The organism is Tychonema sp. LEGE 07196 (genome assembly GCF_963890365.1).
Taxonomy (GTDB): domain Bacteria; phylum Cyanobacteriota; class Cyanobacteriia; order Cyanobacteriales; family Microcoleaceae; genus Microcoleus.
In genome coordinates this window covers 15534-32101 of sequence record NZ_CAWPRX010000005.1, presented here as the reverse complement: position 1 = coordinate 32101, position 16568 = coordinate 15534, and the positions used below count along the sequence as shown (strand labels likewise).

The window sequence follows — 16568 nt, the reverse complement described above, 5'->3', positions numbered from 1 at the left end:
CATAGAGCGAAGCTTGGGCGATGCTGGCACTGAAGCTGCATTCGCGGGCCCAAGGATTGAGTAAGCCTCTGCCTGCGATGTGGGCTTCATGTTCGGGGGTGAGGAATTTTTCGCCGATGCTGCATAGAGTCCCCCCTAGCTCCAAATTTCCTGGCTCTTGAGGGGGGGATACTGCTAGAATTAAGTCAAGTTGTGTGTTTGGCGCATCCTTTTGGTGGGGGGATGCAGATTCAATTAAATTGTCTACAGATTGAATTGTATTTTCGTTAGAGTATGGCACAATGAGTGTAGCTTTCACTCTTTGTTAGAGTGTGAAAGCGATGTCCTAGCTCTTTAATCCGTGGAAAGATTTGGGGGAGTTAGGGTGAATATAGAAATTGCAAAAAGCGCGTAATCCCTTTGATTAGGCGCTTTTTTGCTGCGACGCTTCATCATCAAATTCAATTGCCAGAAACAACCGCACGGCGCGCTCAACCAGGCTGGAGCGCGTGAGTTTCTGCGTGGGGCCGCGATTCTCATCTAGGGCTTGGATAAGAACCGGGTCGATAGATACGTTGATACATTGTTTGGTTCGCATCGGTTGATTTTCCTCTGGGTTCTAGTAATAGTGTCACCACATTTTTAAGTTTTGCTAGTTTTACTCCTTTTGGTTTTGCTTGCTGTGGTTGGTTTGGCTGCGGGTGAGTCTTTGGGTTCAGGAGGGGGGTTGGTTTCTAGCCATATTTGCATCGCATCCTCAATCAAGATATTGCACAAATTAGATATACTCCTCCTTTCCTCCTTAGCCCGACGTTCCAAAGCCTGATAAAGCTCTGGGTCTAAATATATAGTCGTTCTCGGTTTTGGTGTTGGCACTGAAAGCGATTGAAAAGGGTGATGTTCATTATTCTCCCTTTTCAAGCTCCTTTTGTCATTCAGGTGCATTATCTGTTGACAAGTTCATTGTTAATTGCTAAATTAACACGTATATCGATAGAAATCGATTTTATCGATAAAGTACCGATTTTTCCTGATAAATTATGAAACCCGACGAACAAGCCCAAAGCCTTGCCGTGATTGATGTAGAGTCCGAAGCAATCGATAATTTTGTCGAACCAGAGGAGCTAGAGGAGACTGAGCAATGGTACTCAGCTTTGCAGATCCAGGGGCTGCTGCGGTTGTCTAAAGCCGGACTGCAACAATCGATTTCCAAGTTGCAAAGCATCTACGGGCTGGATATCACAACCCTACGCCGTGGCGCTGCCAGAGCTACCCAGTATTCTGAGCTTGCCCGCAAAGCTTGCAAATTGTTAAATGCTGGAAAACTTAGCGAATTGCGGAAACTGGTAGAAAACGCACCGACCGCATCCCCTGCTTCCCAAGTTTCCACGTTAACAATTTCGGAATATACCCCAGTTCTTGATAGACGGATTGCAGAATTGAAGCAAGTTTCTACTTCTAATTCCGCCTCTCTAAACCAAAATGTGCAGCAGCTTCTAGCTCAAATTGCTTCCGAAAATCAGGCAGCCCAACAGCGTGATGCTGACTTGGACAATGCTGAAATCAATGCTGCTCAAAACCGTGGGGCCACGCGTGCTCTCGCAGTGTTTCAGGCTGAGCAAAAAGCTCAAGCTGAAGTTCTGGCACAACTGCGGGCAATGAAGCTGGGGGCTGAATCATGAGCTTTTACAAAGTGAAAGTGCAGCGCGAAAGCAACACCCCGCGAGTGTTTAATGTCAGTGCCAAAAAGTCTCAGGACGCTGTTCTAGTGGCAGCCCAAAGCCTGAGAGATGAAGGGATAACAGACGCGAAAGGTATCGAAGTCATCGGTCAAGTCAACAGTTTAAGGGATTGATTAATATGGTACGAATCATCAATGGCGTAGTGTTTGAAGACGGCAAACCGGGAAAACGGGTTATCAATACTAACGGCGGAAATTACGTTGAGAAAATCGAGGGTGATTTTATCGCTGGCACGGTTATCAATTACAAGCCGACTCCAACACGCCAGGACTTATCTAAAGATGGCGATGCAATTGACGTGAAATCTGAGGAGGTTTAGGCGATGCTTGATGATGACAAAGACTTCGACAAAACCCTGACAAAGATAATGGTTGGCGGTGCGTTATTGACCAATGCTCTTGTCTTTGCAGTTGGCTTTGACACAGGCTATCAATCTGGCGCAAAACGAGTTCCGGAACCGACAATTATTCATGGAAACGTCACGATTAACAACAGCATTAATCTGAATTCAGATGATGCTGGAAGCGTTTCTAAATAGGAGGGATTGAGCAATGACCAAAGTTTTTGAAATTACGCCTGAATCCAATCCAGAAATCTGGGCAATGTTGCAGCCGCCTGTTACCGATGAGCCAGAGCGTCCGTGCATCAATTGCGATAACCTCGGATTCCCGGAGTGCCAATTTATGGCCGTTGGACTGGATTTGGCAACGGCGATCGAACTTTCGGAAAGCTGGCGGCGCGGGGAGTTGTTGCCCGTTATTGGTCATCCGGCGGGCGATCGAGTATCTGACAAGCTCAACCAAATGACAAATCAAAGCCAGCCGATCGCCCTAGAGAAGTAATCGGCCGGCCGCACAATCCTCCCTCCCTTAACAAAAAGGGGGGGACTCATCTAAGGAGATTTTACTATGGATTTTGGACGCAACGACAGCAGCAGTATAGCGATACGCAATCCCGCAGCCGGACACAGCCCATACATTGACGAAAAAGCGGGAGATTGGGCTGACACAGAAGCGGACATCCTCTCTTACTTGAGCGATGTTAATAAGTTGGAGGCGATGGCAGATAAAGCTTCCAACGCCGAACAACTCGCTCTAGTTCTGGAACCGTTTTTGGACAACGCTACGACCTATCTGGAGGCGCTGGAAAAAATCAGCGATGGTCAAGTTCGCTGGACAGAAATTCGGAAGAAATTCGGCTCTAAAGTCGGAAATGCCATCGCTAAAATCCGCAAGCTCAATGCGGAATTTGGTTCAGAGATGGAGCAACTAGACGCGAAAGACCGGGCAGCAATGCTCAAAATTGAAACCAAGCGACAACACGGACTAGCCGAAATAGCCTCTGAACTCACGGGCGACTTACAAGCGGAATTGTGGCGACACGAGAACAAGATGGAAGCCATCGCAAATCGGGGCGAGGTGGCAGAGAAAAGGCAAACAATTCAAGAGTCTCTTAGGGAAAGGCGACAGAAGCTGCTCAGTCGCGCAACAGTCGGCTCCGACAAAGGGATTCAGGAAAAAGTACCAGTTGTCATTGGATCAGCCAGCCTCTCCAATGGTGTTTCCGCAACCGGGACGGCTAGAGGGTTTGGGGGCTGGTTTGCGAACGTAATGAATTTCAACAACCGTTAAAGACAGGGGACTGACTTATGCACGAATTTATTGGGTCAAGTCCCCTTTCCTTTTCGGGAGGGGGCATTCAACAGCAACAGCAACAGCAATATCAGCAGGTTACAGCACCGACCATTGACCAACCGCAGCCGGAGGAAACCAACGCTGAACGCCAATACCGAGACGCTGCCAATCTCTGCGAAGTAGTAGCACCCACAGTGTTAGGTTCGGCAGTGGTTTTCATGTTCCATACCATGCAAGTCGCGGGCGGTTCGATAGTGGCAATTGGCATCTATCAAGTTTATTTAGCAGCCAAGATTACCGGACAATCAAAGCACCGCTTGCCTACTGCAATTGTTGGCGGTGGCGTGACAGTTGGCATGATTGCTAGCCTCGCTGAACCGCTGTCTGAATCGCAGCAAACATCGGATGTAGAACCACGTCTAGAGAGAGGTATAAAAGAAATTCAAACGGTAAAAAAACCTACTTCTAATAGCTTTGATTACTTGCCTTCAATTGCACTTGTAGTCATCATTTTTTGCCTAATGTTCAAGGTCAAAGGAGGGAATAAGTAATGTCGTCACCGCTAACAGAAAAACACGCTCAATTACTTAAGTCTAATCGCGTCCTGTTGCTAACCTTTGAAAGACTCCCTATTGCTGGCAAGTTGTCGGCAGTCGGCTTGGCGCTTGTGATTGGGATATATAGCGGAATCACCGCCCTAACGGGTACGGCCAGCAATCGAGTGCAACTTTGCATCCGCAACAAACAAGCCTTGCAATGCGTTGATAAAGCGGGCAAACCGTACATCATGACCGAGTACCACGCAGAGCGCTGGAAAGCCAATCCCAACGTAGTTTTCCACAAGAAAATACCCGCTACAAATCCCCATAAAGCACTATGGATGGCGCTTGCTGGAGGTAGTTTTTGGGTTGCGGGTGTTGGATTCCGAAGCCTGCAAAACTCCGAGCGACAGCTTGCAAACTATGAGGCAATAGCAGAGAAACGGGATTTGGCTAAAGGTCAACTGAATGCTCGTACAGAGCTGCTGGAAGATTACCGGGCAATGAGGATTAAAGAAGTCCAAGCGGAGGGAGACGTGGAAGCTGTCGCGAACGATTGCGCCGTGGTTATCAAGCAGTGTGAGGTTTTGGGTGAAGCCGATATCAGAATTGCTCAACTGGAGGCTGAGGAAGCCATTTTTGAGGCAGAAACTGCGGGATTGTCTGAGGACAAAAAGCAAGAATATATCGCCTACTTGCGAAACCAAAAGACTCCTTTCCAGTTCCAGTTGACGGGGACGCAAACGCTGGACAGCATCAACAACCCTAGCGACAAAGTAGAGTCTGATTCAGCGCTAGCAATTCAGTCACGTAAAACCCCCGGAGAGCAACTATTAGAGGATTTAGCTTACTCGGATAAGTCAATGCTTTTAACAGGTTCTACGGGCGCTGGCAAAAGCCACACTTTATCGGCATGGTTAGATTCTGTGTACAGCCAAGCACGAAGCAAAAGACAGGCTGCATCGGTGTGGATTCTTGGACGGAAAAATGATAGTTTCTGCGGGCTGCGGGAAGCAGGGAAACTAACCATTTTCAATTCAATAGACCCGACAAAAGCTTACAAATTAATTGAGAATTTCCACAAAAATTTCTTAGCCAGACTTGACAACATATCTGAAGCTGACCGCAAACACTTGCCCCCGCTACGGTTGATTTTAGAGGATTGGTCATCAATTGTCTTGACGCTTCGGAAGGCTCACAAAGCACTTTGGGCAAAGATTGAATTAATGTTGCTCGACATTATTACAGTCGGTCGAGATTACAATGTTTGCCTTCTAGTGTTGGCTCAATCCTTAAACCTTGAAGCGCTTGGATTGGTGGGAGATGCGAACTTGCGGGCAAACATGGCGATTGTCGCTCAAGGGTTGTTAGTGAAGACGGAGGACGGCAAAACTAAGGGTGATTATCTGCTGGTGGAGCTGGCGATTAAGAACCAGTACATCGTCTCTGACAATGCTCAACGCCAGACGCTTTTAGCACAGCTTAACGAGTTAATGGCGGAATCTAAAGCCAAACAAATTCCAGTTTTCTTCACGACTCTGGGGGGTGGGAACGTCGGCTTGCTGCCTTGTATCGAGAAGTGTATTATCAAACTTACGCCAGAAGAAAGAGACGAAAAACTGGATTTTGATATCGAGAAATTCAGACAGTATTTAATTCAACAAGAGGCAGGAATAACGACTGTCGAAACCAGTCAAAAACCCCAGCTATCTGATTCTGAATACTGGCAACGAACTTACGACTTGGAGTTCAATTTGGGCGAGAGGGAGCCGTCTGACAGTCAGGAGGATGAGGGGGAATTGTTCGACAGTCAGGGTCAGTCAGGAGAGACAGAACCTTTGTCAGATAAGGTGTCAGGGTTTATGTGGACTGTCAGAGGCTTCGGGCAAATGTACCCTGGTATGCCTCCTGAGCAATTATTTCTGTCAGTGTCAGAGGCTGCGAAACAAGGACAGAAACCCAGAGATATTATTAGGTCAATCCTGAAATGTGGGGAGAAAAACGGCCACCCAACCCGCAGCTACACACAGCACGGGAAAACGCTACTCAAGTGGCTAATTGAGAATTACGATAACGGCGAGGTTTCGCAGTTGCCTAAGATTCAGGAGTTCTTGCAAAGTGAAGGAGGAAACAATGTCAACTAATACATATCACGTAATAGCCGAGAACCCGACCCTCAAACCTGCCATTACAATCACTCAAATCACCTATGCGGATAAGTCTTTTCTAGAATACAGAATCACTAATTGGGGTGGAGGTGCAGTGCCTATTGAGGAAAGTGAAAGATTTTCTAAGAATCTGGGGAGGTCAATCAAGTATGTTAAAGAGCATTGCGAAAAAGGAGGAAATTTAGGATGACCAATACTTACCTAATCTCAGTGAAACCCAGATGGGCTGATGCCTTCTTTCTCGACCGCAATCCGAAAACAATCGAACTCAGGAAAGGCAAGTTTGGAGCATCCCTAAAACCGGGTGATGTAATTGCAATCTATGCCACCATGCCCACTGCGGAAGTATTGGGAATTGTCCGGGTTCTGAAGCGTGAATCACTGCCTATCGATCGACTGTGGCAAGCCTCGCAGCAAGGAAGGCTGGCAAAAGTATCACAGGCACAATTTAATGCTTACTATGCCCAACAGGAATCAGGAATTGGGGTTTGGGTAGAAGCGGCCGAACTGCTACCTAAGCCGATCGCCCTTTCCAAACTTCGGCAGAACTGGGGGAACCGCTGGCAACCACCGCAGCAACTTCAACAATTGAATGACGATCAGGTTTCTGTACTAAACATTGATCGCTGAACATCACACACCAACCGAGCGCTACGGTGTTAGAGACGATTTGACGGCGTAGCGCTGACCGATGACTGATAACGGGGTGTAAATGAGCAACCGAACAGAAAGTTACGCTAAGGAATTGATTGTGCCGTTTTGAATATTGTGATCGCCTCTTATAAACCTGTACCAATTGATCTGTCTGAAATTAAAAAGCCTCAAATCCTTACTGTGCCGTACAAAAAAGCTGTGCCAAATAATTTGTGTTCTAATTGGTACAGTTTAATTTTCAACTCTTCAAGTTTTTGAGAGATAAAAAGAGCGATTCCCAGAATGCTTATCCACTAGACCTTTCAGGCTTAACGTAAGTTTCTGTACGACTACTGACACTGTTGGCGAATTGCTATAAACCCTCTTTTATCACTTTGGTTAGAGAAAAAGGCTTTCGCCTTGCAATCGCTGGATTTTAGCCATTCTCAATAATTTAGGCAACGCCCGGTGAAAGCCTGAAATACCAGTAGTTCCAGAAATTTATCTCCCCGAAGTGACACAAGAGGGTTAATTTGCAAAGCAGCGCTGCCTTATACACGGCGTGAGTTTTGGGCTTAGCGTACAATTTTCCCGTTTTGGCACGGTGATGCCCTATAGATATTATCTCCTTGCACTTTTTTTGCTAAAAAAGGCTCAAAACCCTTGTCCGTCATATATTCCAGGTTTTTTCAGCCAGCCCTAATGATAGCTTTTTATCTAAAAAAGTAAGACTTAAACCCGCACAAAACCATACATAAAAACGTTTCAGGTATAAAGTGTCCAGTTTTTTTACAAAAAAACTGGACACTTTGCTATGATAAATACAACCAAAATCTTTACCAGACTGGGATAATGGTATGGCTAACGCTAGCACCGCAACAAAAATCCGCAAGCAAATTGAAAGCAGCGAGGATCGCTATTGGAGAATTTCCGACTTTAGCAATTACCCTAGTCCTGCTGTTTGCAAAACCCTATCTCGCCTAACGGCAACTGGCACAATAGAGCGTGTCAGTAAAGGAATCTACTACCGCCCCCGCAAAACCAGATTCGGGTATAGTCACCCTTCAGATTCAGAAATTCGGAAACTACCGATCGCACAAGTAGTTCATCCTGCTGGCGTAAGTGCCGCAAACTTGTTGGAATTTACAACTCAAAACTCAATACATGGAGAATTTGCCACTTCCGCTAATAGCGCACCGAGCAAGATCGTTAACACACCCATCCGTCTACATACCCGTCGTCCATCAACATGGGATAATTTATCTTCTACAGATGCAGCATTGCTCGATTTCTTACGCTCTAAGGGGCATCTGAGCGAATTATCTCCAAAAGAGACGAAGAAACGCTTACTTGACCACATCAAAGAAGGAGATCGCTTTGATCGATTAGTCACAGTCGCCCATGCCGAGCCGCCACGTGTCCGCGCAATGCTGGGGGCACTCGGGCAAGAGTTGCGAAAAAGTCAGAAAGCTTTGAAGATTCTACGAGACAGCTTAAATCCCCTGACCAAATTTGATTTCGGCATTTTGAGCAACCTCAAATATGCAAAGGAGTGGCAAGCTAAGTGAAACTTTGTGAATCTCCCGACTTTCAAGATGCGATCAGGGAAGCCGCCAACTATTTCTCTAATCAAGGACTAACCGAGCAATTCATCGAAAAAGACTACTACATTACCGAAGCCCTGCGTATACTAGCAGGGCTGTATCCAAATGAGCAAAATCGAGTTATTTTCAAAGGTGGAACGAGTCTTTCTAAAGGTTGGAAGCTAATCAAACGTTTTTCAGAAGATATCGACATTTTTCTAAATCCTGATGTTTCACCACAACAAATTTGGGGAGAGAAGAAAATCGATACAGCTCTAAAAACAATTGAATCCAAAGTTGAAGAACACCCAAATTTACAATTGTCTCAAGGAGGTATAAGTAAAAAAGGAAAAAGTCGTAGCAGCTACTACACCTACGATCAGCAGTTTCCTGGCTTGTCAAATCGAATTTTACTGGAAATAGGTATTCGCAGCGGTAAGGAGCCAATAGAGTCAGTACATCTATCCTCATTTCTCTCTGATTTCTTGCGCGAAAAAGGTTATACCCTTGACGCAGAGGACGAATCTACATTTTCAATGATGTTGCTACATTTTAAACGTACATTCGTTGAAAAGCTATTTGCCATTCATGGCAAAGTTAAGGAATATCAGCAGCAAATAGATCAATCTATTGATAAACACGCAAGACACTACTACGACCTGTATCAATTAGCGCAACGTGATGAAATTAAACAATTGCTTGAGAGTCCAGATTTTATATCAATCAAACAAGATTGCGATCAGTTGAGTAAAACATATTTCAAAAGCAAGGAATTTTCACCCACAAACCTCATTTTTGCTAATAGTGAAGCACTTTTCCCCACGGGAGATTTACGGAAGGCGATTTCCAAAGCCTATACCGAACAATGCCAAATTCTTTGCTATGGTAGCTACCCTTCATGGGAAGAGGTTGAAGAATGCTTCTCGTCAATCCGTAGTAAGCTTTAAATATCTAAATTCAAATCAACAATTATTACTACAAATCTCAAGTAAAGGCTAGAACTAAGCGCACGAAGGATAATCTACCTGTTCATAGCTTTCAAACTTTGTTAGCTGACTTGGGGACGATTGTGAAAAAATAAAATTCAATCCACTTTAGGTATCACCGTGCCAAAACGGGCAAATTGTATGCTAAGCCTGAAACTATCACTACACAAGAGTTTCAGTCTTAACGTCACTTTTCGCAAGATTGCTACTCAAACGCTGCTAACAGCTTCTAAATTGGCTTTCGGTTCTTTTGGTTTTTTCTCAAACACTTGGAGGGCGGGGTCTGATAATACAAAGCCGTTGGGTGTAGATTCTCCCATTTTCCCGGTGATGGCAGCTACCCACATCGGGTAAGTGGCCTGCGCTTCCTCAAGCTTTTTAAATGCTTTCAGTTTGAGTTTGATTGTCACTATTTGACCGTCGCAATCTACGTTAAATTGCCTCGAATTATCAGCGAATGTCTTTACGCTGTCTGGAAATTCGTTAACCTTAATAGTCAATTCCAATTTACGGGGGTAAATAAGCAGTCGTACAGAAACTTACGTTAAGGCTGAAAGTTTTACTGGATAAGCATTCTGGGAACTACTTTTTTGTCTCTCAAAAACTTAAAGAGTTGAAAATTAAACTGTACCAATTAGAGCATAGATTTTTTGGTACAGCTTTTTTGTATGGCACAGTAAGGATTTGAGGCTTTTTAATTTCAGACAGATCAATTGGTACAGGTTTATAAGAGGCAAGCGCAGTATTCAAAACGACTAATCAATTCCTTAGCGTAAGTTTCTGTTCGGCTGCTCATTTCACCCCGTTGCCAATTACCAATTGCAAATTACCCATCGTGTAAAAAACCTCTGACATTTCGGTCGGAGGTTTTTTTGTTTGGGCGATCGGGCGATCGGATAGCTAACCCAGAAAAAAACCCGGTATTTACCGGGGAAAGTTCCTAATATCCTGGGATGTGTCGTCTCAGAACTTCTTGATTATCCAGGAAGATAGGAGTCCTTACTTTGATAGCTCTCATCACCGTAGTAATTCTCATTAGGGTTAGGCTGATGAAAAATTGTAGGGAATGCTTCAATCCCTAGTTGCTTAAGGTACATAGCATCGTGCAGCTTGAAATAAGCACTCCTATCGCCCGCTGCCCAGAGTGCTATCAATTGCGCTCTCTGGGCTTCATCCTCAATCCAAGTAAAATCAATCTTCATCATCACTCCCAAGAATTTCTAAGATTGTCTCAACATCTGCGAGCGTTGTGGTTGATTTTTTTCGTTCGGCTTTCAACTGGTTGAGCAAGTCGGCGGCCTCTGGTAATCCCAGTTCGGCCGCTGGTTGCTGTGTGTTAGTAGAGGCTGGATTCTGTTCGGCTCCATTATCCAATTGTTTTTGCAGACTTTCTCGCTCTACCCTTTCTTCTGCAAGGCGCGATTGCAATACTCGCAGGTCTTCGCGAAGATTGTTGATTACTAATGCACTTGATTCTTGGAGCTTGGCAAAGTCGGCGTCGGTTTCCTTCGGTTCTTGCTGCAAGTTTCGTATGTCAGTCTGTAATCGCTGGTTTTCATCGCGAAGCGCCCCTACTTGCCCTTCAAGATTATCCCTCTCCCCCTCCAATTCCTTGAAAGCGTCCCTCCACCTTTGATTATTAGTTTTAGCCTCTTCAAATTCCTGTGTGGTTATTGCTAGTTGTTCTTGTGTTTGCGCGAGTTGTTGCCTAAGAGATTCGCTGTCGTTGTTTTCTCGCACGGCGACTGACTCCCCCACCAGTTCAGCCCTCAATTCTGCCAGCGCTGTTTGTAATCGTTCTGTCTTACGCTCAACAATTTCTGTAATACGCGCATCTAACAAACTGTCTGACAATTTGTGTCTTACGTCAGACGGCTGTCTGACTTCTTCGGGTGCGGGTAAGACAACAGAGCCATCATTTAGCGCCTCGATGCCCGCCCGCATAATGTCGATTAAAGTCTTAGAGCGATCGCACCCGTGCTTAGTATTCGCCGCCGGATAACGCTTTTTCCCTAGATTGTCGATCGCCTCCAACACTTCATCTGGACAGCGAAAAGTTAATGATGTCGAAGCCATTGTCTTACCTCGGTCATATATGTATGACGCCATTGTATAACATCAGTCGCTGTTTGTATGACATATAAGCAGAATCTGTTATACGGTTACTTGTCATACACCCCTCTTATGTCTAACAAATTATCTTACAAGTGCTAGACAAATTGGTCTTGCAAACGCTAGACAATAGTCTTACTTAATGCTACTAGGTAAGACAAAGAAGTAAGACACCCAGACACCATAGGCCACACCGAGCTTAGAAAAATCAATATGCGACACACAATGCTGATTCAGACGGCGCTGCTAGCCCTACAACAGCAAGGTGAACTCCAATACCACAGCAAATGCGGTTCAGTCCTGCCAAGCACATTTTTCAAAACGGTAAAATATCTTGGCGCCGCTCACCACTGTTATTTGTAAGCAGGCGATTCAATCTGCACTGTCCCTGATACAGCTTTGATGATGTTACACCACGTTGATGACACGCAAATCGGCACATTCAAAGATGCTTTGATAGTCAAATTTGGCTCAAAAACAATTGGCATTCTTGAACCCCCAAACGCCACCGACCCTGTATCTGAACCCAAACCCACTGCACCGTATGCTCCCCGCCCGGATAAAACCGATACGGTGGTTGATGTTCAAGTTACACCTATTGAATTGACCGAGCCAGAACCCTTGCAGGGAGACAATATTGAGCAAGCGCTACAAGAAGGGGATACTGAGCAAGCGCTCAATAAAATGCCGTTGCCATCGTTGCGCTCGCTCGCCAAGTTGAAAGGCACGGACGCGCCTGGAACCAAAGCAAACTTAACAGCGAGGTTAAAGGCGATCGTCATACAGTCTGATGTCCGGGTCGCCACCGCATAACCCAAAAATTATTCCCCTAGCTAAAAGTGTAAAACCAACAACGTCATACTGTCTTACCAAAGTCTGACAGTTTGTTTTACTTAATGTCTTACTATCTCTACTTAATGTTTTACAATGCACTAATTTGTAAAACAGCAGGTAAGACAAGTAAAAACCACAGCCGTCCACCTTGGGCGGGGCGCATTTTTACCCCCGTGCCATCGTAAACTTGGATTTTTAGAGCCTGCTGATATTTTAGGCGATGGATGGGATTGGGAGTACAGGCATTTTATTGTTCTCTGTTGGGCTGGAAACCTGACGGGTTTCCGAAATTCGTTAATGCGCGCTGTGGGACTTGATGCAAAGTAGTACGGATCAACCCTAGAGTTGAGCATTATACCCAAGTGGATAAAACCTAGGCGGGATAAAGGTTTGACGCCTTGACTGAAAGAATCAGGGAGTTAATTGATAATCAACGCCTGAAACCCTTGCTCCGTGACGGTTTGAGGAGTGAAATATTTTGTCGGTCTCTAGGGTTCGGCAGAATACTTTATAGGTGAAGTGGAGACGATGAACAACTACCCGTCAATAACGCAGTGATATTCAGCCTCAGCAGCCTTGTACATCGCTCTCATCAGCTCCGTCTCCCAGCCTCATCTATAAGCCTAGAAGTCAATTCGCACTCCCAGACTACTGTCGCTTGTTGGCAGTTCAACGCTTGTTCCGAATCGACAACAGCTCCACAGCGAGTCGCTTTCTTTCCTCTCCTCGGCGGTCATATTTAGCCACAATTGCAGGCGAAGAATGCCCCGCCAGCTCCGCCACAGTCACGATATCAACTCCAGCATCTAGCAAATCCGAGCAAAAAGTCCGGCGGAAATCGTGAGGAGAAAACGACTCCACCCCCGCCTCTCTTGCCCGCTTTTGCAAAATCACTAATACCGCCTGGGGTGTTAGCGGTCTGATATGTATCCGACCCATCTTCCAGGCCGGACACAACAACGCTCCCGCTTCCAGACCCCGAACCACGAGCCAATCTTCCACCACCTTCACAGCATCCCCAGGAAGGTACACCGTGCGGTCTTTGTTCCCCTTACCGCCTCGTACCTTCATAGCACCCGTGCGAGCACTAAAGTCCCTCAATTCCAGCTTCACTACTTCAGCCCGGCGCAAACCCACCCGCAGAATCGCCAGCAGAGCCGCATCGCGAGCGCCTGCCGGAGTCGAGTCATTGTGGCACACCTCAAACAGAGTGGCAATTTCATCAGCGCTCAAGGCCCGCCCCCTGAGTTTGTCAGATGTCCTAATTTTAGGCAAATCGATCGCCTTGGCATAGTCAGTCGCGCTCATCAAATCCAGCCGCAGTGATTCTTTCAACACCCGCTTCAGAGCACACATCATCTTTTTAGCAGTAGCCGGAGAGTGCTGTGCTATCAATGCCCCTTGCACCGCAGCCGTGTGCTGGTAGCGCAGCGTCGCCCAATTCAGCGTCATCGCGTCGCACTGCCCCTCCGTCAGCAAAGACGCGATCGCATCAAGAGACTGCCGCATCGTCGGCTGTGAGCCGGGTGCCAACAGAGAAAGGTACACCGCCACCGGGTGAGAAGTCAGTGGCAGAGGCTGTGGCAACAAGAGCGTTAAATCTGAGGTAACAGCGTTCAAAGGACGACCTGTGAAATTGTCAGAACAGCACTTCTAGGAATTCCTCTTAATTGTCGGACAATTAGTGCAATCACAACAAAAAAAGTTTGACTGGCCCCTAGAAATTGCTGCAAGTGCGGGAGCATCAACAGATGCTGCCGTTTCTCCTTCAATTTTTGTTGCTTGTGAAGCTTTTAAAGGAATTAATTAAGAGAAAGTTTAAGTAGGTAGGCGGAATTAAACTCAACTATGTAACAGTATGTAAACAGGGCTGACTTAGCCACGCTTAGGGAATTGGGATACTTTACAATCGTTTACATAATTGCGTTTTACAGCGCCTACTTACTTAACGCGCCCGAAAAAGAAGTCGAATTTGCTTTCTCTGACCGTGCAACCTTCACCCTGAATAACATTATCCGCGGTTCAACCTTGACCCTATACGATTGAGTTATCTAGGGAGAGCAGGCAGCCGTGCGATCGCGGATATCCTAACTGAGGGTGGTGCGATCGCCTCAAGAAAGCCAAGGCATTTGTTGAGCTATCAGCATACGGTAGCACGGAGATCGCAGTTAACGGAACGCTATGCCCCAGCGCGACATCGCTTCAGTTGCCTGAAAAGCCAGTTATGGGATATTCATCTAAACAGCTAAAGGTATAATACGTTTAACTGTTTAACCAATTACCGCAAGCTAGCGATTGATCGTTTGATCGTTACCCAAAAGAGCAATCGCCCCAGTTGACTTTGGGTCTAACCAGTCAGACAAAAAACCCCAGACTTTACAGCAAGCAGCAAATTGCAGGTTTATGAAGTACACCCTAGAAACCCGGTTTCATCAAGAAACGGGTTTCGCCTACCTACTTACCTTACTCGTGCTGTAACTGCCAATCTGCGGCTGACCTCAGACTTGCTCATAAACTGTTAAACCTATTAGACGTTTAACAGTTTATGGCTTTAACACTTAAGCATATAAAAGTAAGTGTTAAGCTAAACGATGATTAGACCTTAATAGGATTTTATGTTAAAGGTCGCTATTTTCAATTTCAAAGGCGGTACGGGGAAAAGTACCACAGTTTTAAACTTAGGAGCTTGCCTCGCTGCAAGTAAGTGTCGCGTCCTGCTGCTCGACTTGGATGGGCAGCGCACCCTTAGTTTTGGGTTAGGCCAAGACGGTCAGCAGCCGACAGCTTTAGATTGGCTTCAGGGGGATAACGTAGAGCCATTAAATACAGAGGTAAAAAATCTGTGGCTGATTCCGGGGGATTTGGGACTGTTCCAGTTGCAGTCACCTCATGATTTATTCACCCCAGCCCTCTCTAAGCTTAAGGGGTTTGATGTGTGCCTGATGGACTGTTCGCCAGGGCTCTCCTCCGTTTCGGTACAGGCTTTGTTGGCGTGCGATCGCGTGTTGATTCCGACTCTGTGCGAACCGGCTGCCCTCAAAGGGTTGTCGGAAGCGGTGGAATTAATTCGAGGGGAGCAAACAGGAGTGCCAATTGAGGTGGTACGGACTCGCTATAAGTCGCGCTTGCTGTTGACCCAGGAAGCTGACAGTTTGCTGGTTGAGGCTTCTGTGGAACTCGACTATCGGCTGCTGCATACGGTGATTCCTGACAACATTGCTGTGGCAGAATCCATTGCTCAGCAAAAGCCTGTCACCGCCTATGCTGCCAAGTCCTCCGGTGCTTCATCTTATCGGTTTTTAGCTAAAGAATGCAAAAAATTGTGGAGGTTGTCGTGAACAAACCCAAGAGTAAGATGGGGGGGATGGGAAAGCTCAGCCAGTTTTCCGGAATTAAGCAGTCACCGGCATCTGTAGATATGGAAGCTGATAGGACACCGGCTCTTGACCCTCCGGTTGAAGCTGCGACTCTGGCTAATTCCAAGGAGAAACTGGTTGCGGTCAATTTCAAAATTACTCGTAACCAGCAGGAATGGTTAGCAGATACAGCCAGACTTGTTAGGGACAACAACGTCCAAGCTGTGCCACCAGCAGAACGAGTGTATCCTCAGCATTTGATGGGCGTGGCGATTTCTCTGTTAGAACAGGCTGATGTGGACTGGAGCCAAATCAAGAATGTTGAACAGTTGCGTAAACAGTTAAACCTATTAGACCTTTAGACAATAAAGGTCTAATAGGGTTCGATAATGGTTGCCTGTTTGTTCGCGCTCGCCAGCCCAATCGTCCCTTGTTTTGTAGCGCTCGGACTCCATCGAACTCACGTCACATTAACGCTATAAAAAGCCTATGCCAAAATTCAAGTTAATTTATAAGCAAGCTCTCAAATTAGCATTATTAATGAGTTTATGCTTCTTCAGCATATTCATTTTGCAAACCATTTCTCTGACTAAAGACAAGCCTCTAGATTATGCTGAGATGGCAGTTCAGCCAACTCAGAGCAATTCTCAAATGATTCGAGGCATTAGCCTCGAAGATTTGCAGTATAACGGCAGAAACTGCATCAGACCCGGTTCTAGAACAAGCGATCCGCAACCTAGGCTTTCACTCTTATCCTTCATCTCCAGGAGCTAGACCCGATAGCTATTATTACAACAGGATTGATCTGAATGGAGATGACCTCTTAGAAACTTTGGTTTATTTAGTTGGTCAATCTTTTTGTGGCACTGGTGGATGCTCGTTGATCATTTTACAAAGGGTTGAAGATGAATATCAGCTTTTAGGTAAACTTCCCGTAACTCGAGAACCTGTCATTGTGACTAACGAAAAGAAGTGGTCTGAAAGTGACGGTATACTATTTCA

General features: G+C 45.9%; 23 protein-coding genes. 16 read left to right on the top strand and 7 right to left on the bottom strand.

What is annotated here, in order from left to right; translation table 11 throughout:
• The 3 genes from AACV78_RS00610 to AACV78_RS28600 form a co-directional block, all read right to left on the bottom strand.
• The coding region (locus AACV78_RS00610; RefSeq protein ID WP_194010831.1) for a hypothetical protein at window positions 1-298 on the bottom strand (298 nt) is incomplete at its 3' end.
• Window positions 299-403: 105 nt separating this feature from the next.
• On the bottom strand, window positions 404-577 hold the full coding sequence (locus tag AACV78_RS00605; protein WP_194010830.1) for a hypothetical protein: 174 nt from the start codon (window positions 575-577) through the stop codon (window positions 404-406).
• A gap of 44 nt (window positions 578-621) precedes the next feature.
• Window positions 622-924, bottom strand: coding sequence for a ribbon-helix-helix domain-containing protein (locus AACV78_RS28600; RefSeq protein WP_194010829.1), 303 nt, complete (start codon window positions 922-924; stop codon window positions 622-624).
• A gap of 95 nt (window positions 925-1019) precedes the next feature.
• Here AACV78_RS28600 and AACV78_RS00600 point away from each other — a divergent pair, with 95 nt between their 5' ends.
• The 11 genes from AACV78_RS00600 to AACV78_RS00550 all read left to right on the top strand — a co-directional run bounded on the left by AACV78_RS00600 (window position 1020) and on the right by AACV78_RS00550 (window position 9225).
• Window positions 1020-1661 carry a hypothetical protein gene (locus AACV78_RS00600; protein ID WP_194010828.1) on the top strand — a complete coding sequence of 214 codons (642 nt, stop codon included), beginning with the start codon at window positions 1020-1022 and terminating at the stop codon, window positions 1659-1661.
• Window positions 1658-1834, top strand: coding sequence for a hypothetical protein (locus tag AACV78_RS00595; protein ID WP_194010827.1), 177 nt, complete (start codon window positions 1658-1660; stop codon window positions 1832-1834). Before AACV78_RS00600 ends, AACV78_RS00595 begins: the two co-directional genes overlap by 4 nt.
• 5 nt (window positions 1835-1839) lie before the next feature.
• Window positions 1840-2040 carry a hypothetical protein gene (locus tag AACV78_RS00590; RefSeq protein ID WP_194010826.1) on the top strand — a complete coding sequence of 67 codons (201 nt, stop codon included), beginning with the start codon at window positions 1840-1842 and terminating at the stop codon, window positions 2038-2040.
• Window positions 2041-2043: 3 nt separating this feature from the next.
• A complete protein-coding gene (locus tag AACV78_RS00585) occupies window positions 2044-2259 on the top strand; it encodes a hypothetical protein (protein ID WP_194010825.1) in 216 nt (71 codons plus the stop codon).
• Between the two features lie 13 nt (window positions 2260-2272).
• Window positions 2273-2563, top strand: coding sequence for a hypothetical protein (locus AACV78_RS00580; protein ID WP_194010824.1), 291 nt, complete (start codon window positions 2273-2275; stop codon window positions 2561-2563).
• A 66-nt stretch (window positions 2564-2629) separates the two neighbouring features.
• A complete protein-coding gene (locus tag AACV78_RS00575; RefSeq protein ID WP_194010823.1) occupies window positions 2630-3352 on the top strand; it encodes a hypothetical protein in 723 nt (240 codons plus the stop codon).
• A gap of 17 nt (window positions 3353-3369) precedes the next feature.
• Window positions 3370-3906 (top strand): hypothetical protein, encoded by a 537-nt coding sequence (locus AACV78_RS00570; RefSeq protein ID WP_194010822.1) that lies wholly within the window; start codon window positions 3370-3372, stop codon window positions 3904-3906.
• Window positions 3906-6038 carry a hypothetical protein gene (locus AACV78_RS00565; RefSeq protein ID WP_194010821.1) on the top strand — a complete coding sequence of 711 codons (2133 nt, stop codon included), beginning with the start codon at window positions 3906-3908 and terminating at the stop codon, window positions 6036-6038. Before AACV78_RS00570 ends, AACV78_RS00565 begins: the two co-directional genes overlap by 1 nt.
• 210 nt (window positions 6039-6248) lie before the next feature.
• Window positions 6249-6692: an ASCH domain-containing protein gene (locus tag AACV78_RS00560; protein WP_194010820.1), complete on the top strand. Its 444-nt coding sequence runs from the start codon at window positions 6249-6251 to the stop codon at window positions 6690-6692.
• Between the two features lie 860 nt (window positions 6693-7552).
• Window positions 7553-8263 carry a DUF6088 family protein gene (locus AACV78_RS00555; RefSeq protein WP_194010819.1) on the top strand — a complete coding sequence of 237 codons (711 nt, stop codon included), beginning with the start codon at window positions 7553-7555 and terminating at the stop codon, window positions 8261-8263.
• Window positions 8260-9225 (top strand): nucleotidyl transferase AbiEii/AbiGii toxin family protein, encoded by a 966-nt coding sequence (locus tag AACV78_RS00550; RefSeq protein ID WP_194010818.1) that lies wholly within the window; start codon window positions 8260-8262, stop codon window positions 9223-9225. Before AACV78_RS00555 ends, AACV78_RS00550 begins: the two co-directional genes overlap by 4 nt.
• 248 nt (window positions 9226-9473) lie before the next feature.
• On the opposite strand, the gene AACV78_RS00545 is transcribed toward AACV78_RS00550, so the two are convergent.
• The 3 genes from AACV78_RS00545 to AACV78_RS00535 all read right to left on the bottom strand — a co-directional run bounded on the left by AACV78_RS00545 (window position 9474) and on the right by AACV78_RS00535 (window position 11340).
• Window positions 9474-9764, bottom strand: a complete 291-nt coding sequence (locus AACV78_RS00545; RefSeq protein WP_228042545.1) for a fertility inhibition FinO-like protein — start codon at window positions 9762-9764, stop codon at window positions 9474-9476.
• 477 nt (window positions 9765-10241) lie between these two features.
• Window positions 10242-10469 carry a DsbA family protein gene (locus AACV78_RS00540; protein ID WP_194010817.1) on the bottom strand — a complete coding sequence of 76 codons (228 nt, stop codon included), beginning with the start codon at window positions 10467-10469 and terminating at the stop codon, window positions 10242-10244.
• On the bottom strand, window positions 10456-11340 hold the full coding sequence (locus AACV78_RS00535; protein WP_228042544.1) for a hypothetical protein: 885 nt from the start codon (window positions 11338-11340) through the stop codon (window positions 10456-10458). Before AACV78_RS00535 ends, AACV78_RS00540 begins: the two co-directional genes overlap by 14 nt.
• A 438-nt stretch (window positions 11341-11778) precedes the next feature.
• Here AACV78_RS00535 and AACV78_RS00530 point away from each other — a divergent pair, with 438 nt between their 5' ends.
• On the top strand, window positions 11779-12189 hold the full coding sequence (locus tag AACV78_RS00530; protein ID WP_194010816.1) for a hypothetical protein: 411 nt from the start codon (window positions 11779-11781) through the stop codon (window positions 12187-12189).
• A 690-nt stretch (window positions 12190-12879) separates the two neighbouring features.
• Here the strand turns inward: AACV78_RS00530 and AACV78_RS00525 are convergent.
• Complete coding sequence (locus tag AACV78_RS00525; protein ID WP_194010815.1) at window positions 12880-13830, bottom strand: tyrosine-type recombinase/integrase; 951 nt, start codon at window positions 13828-13830, stop codon at window positions 12880-12882.
• 64 nt (window positions 13831-13894) lie between these two features.
• Here AACV78_RS00525 and AACV78_RS00520 point away from each other — a divergent pair, with 64 nt between their 5' ends.
• The 4 genes from AACV78_RS00520 (at window position 13895) to AACV78_RS00505 (ending at window position 16340) form a co-directional block, all read left to right on the top strand.
• Entirely contained in the window at window positions 13895-14020 is a 126-nt protein-coding gene (locus AACV78_RS00520) for a hypothetical protein (protein ID WP_255512975.1), read from the top strand.
• Window positions 14021-14825: 805 nt separating this feature from the next.
• Complete coding sequence (locus AACV78_RS00515; RefSeq protein ID WP_194010814.1) at window positions 14826-15548, top strand: ParA family protein; 723 nt, start codon at window positions 14826-14828, stop codon at window positions 15546-15548.
• Window positions 15545-15928 (top strand): hypothetical protein, encoded by a 384-nt coding sequence (locus AACV78_RS00510; RefSeq protein WP_194010813.1) that lies wholly within the window; start codon window positions 15545-15547, stop codon window positions 15926-15928. The genes AACV78_RS00515 and AACV78_RS00510 overlap by 4 nt, the downstream gene beginning before the upstream one ends.
• 127 nt (window positions 15929-16055) lie before the next feature.
• On the top strand, window positions 16056-16340 hold the full coding sequence (locus AACV78_RS00505) for a hypothetical protein (RefSeq protein ID WP_194010812.1): 285 nt from the start codon (window positions 16056-16058) through the stop codon (window positions 16338-16340).
• Window positions 16341-16568: the final 228 nt, after the last annotated feature.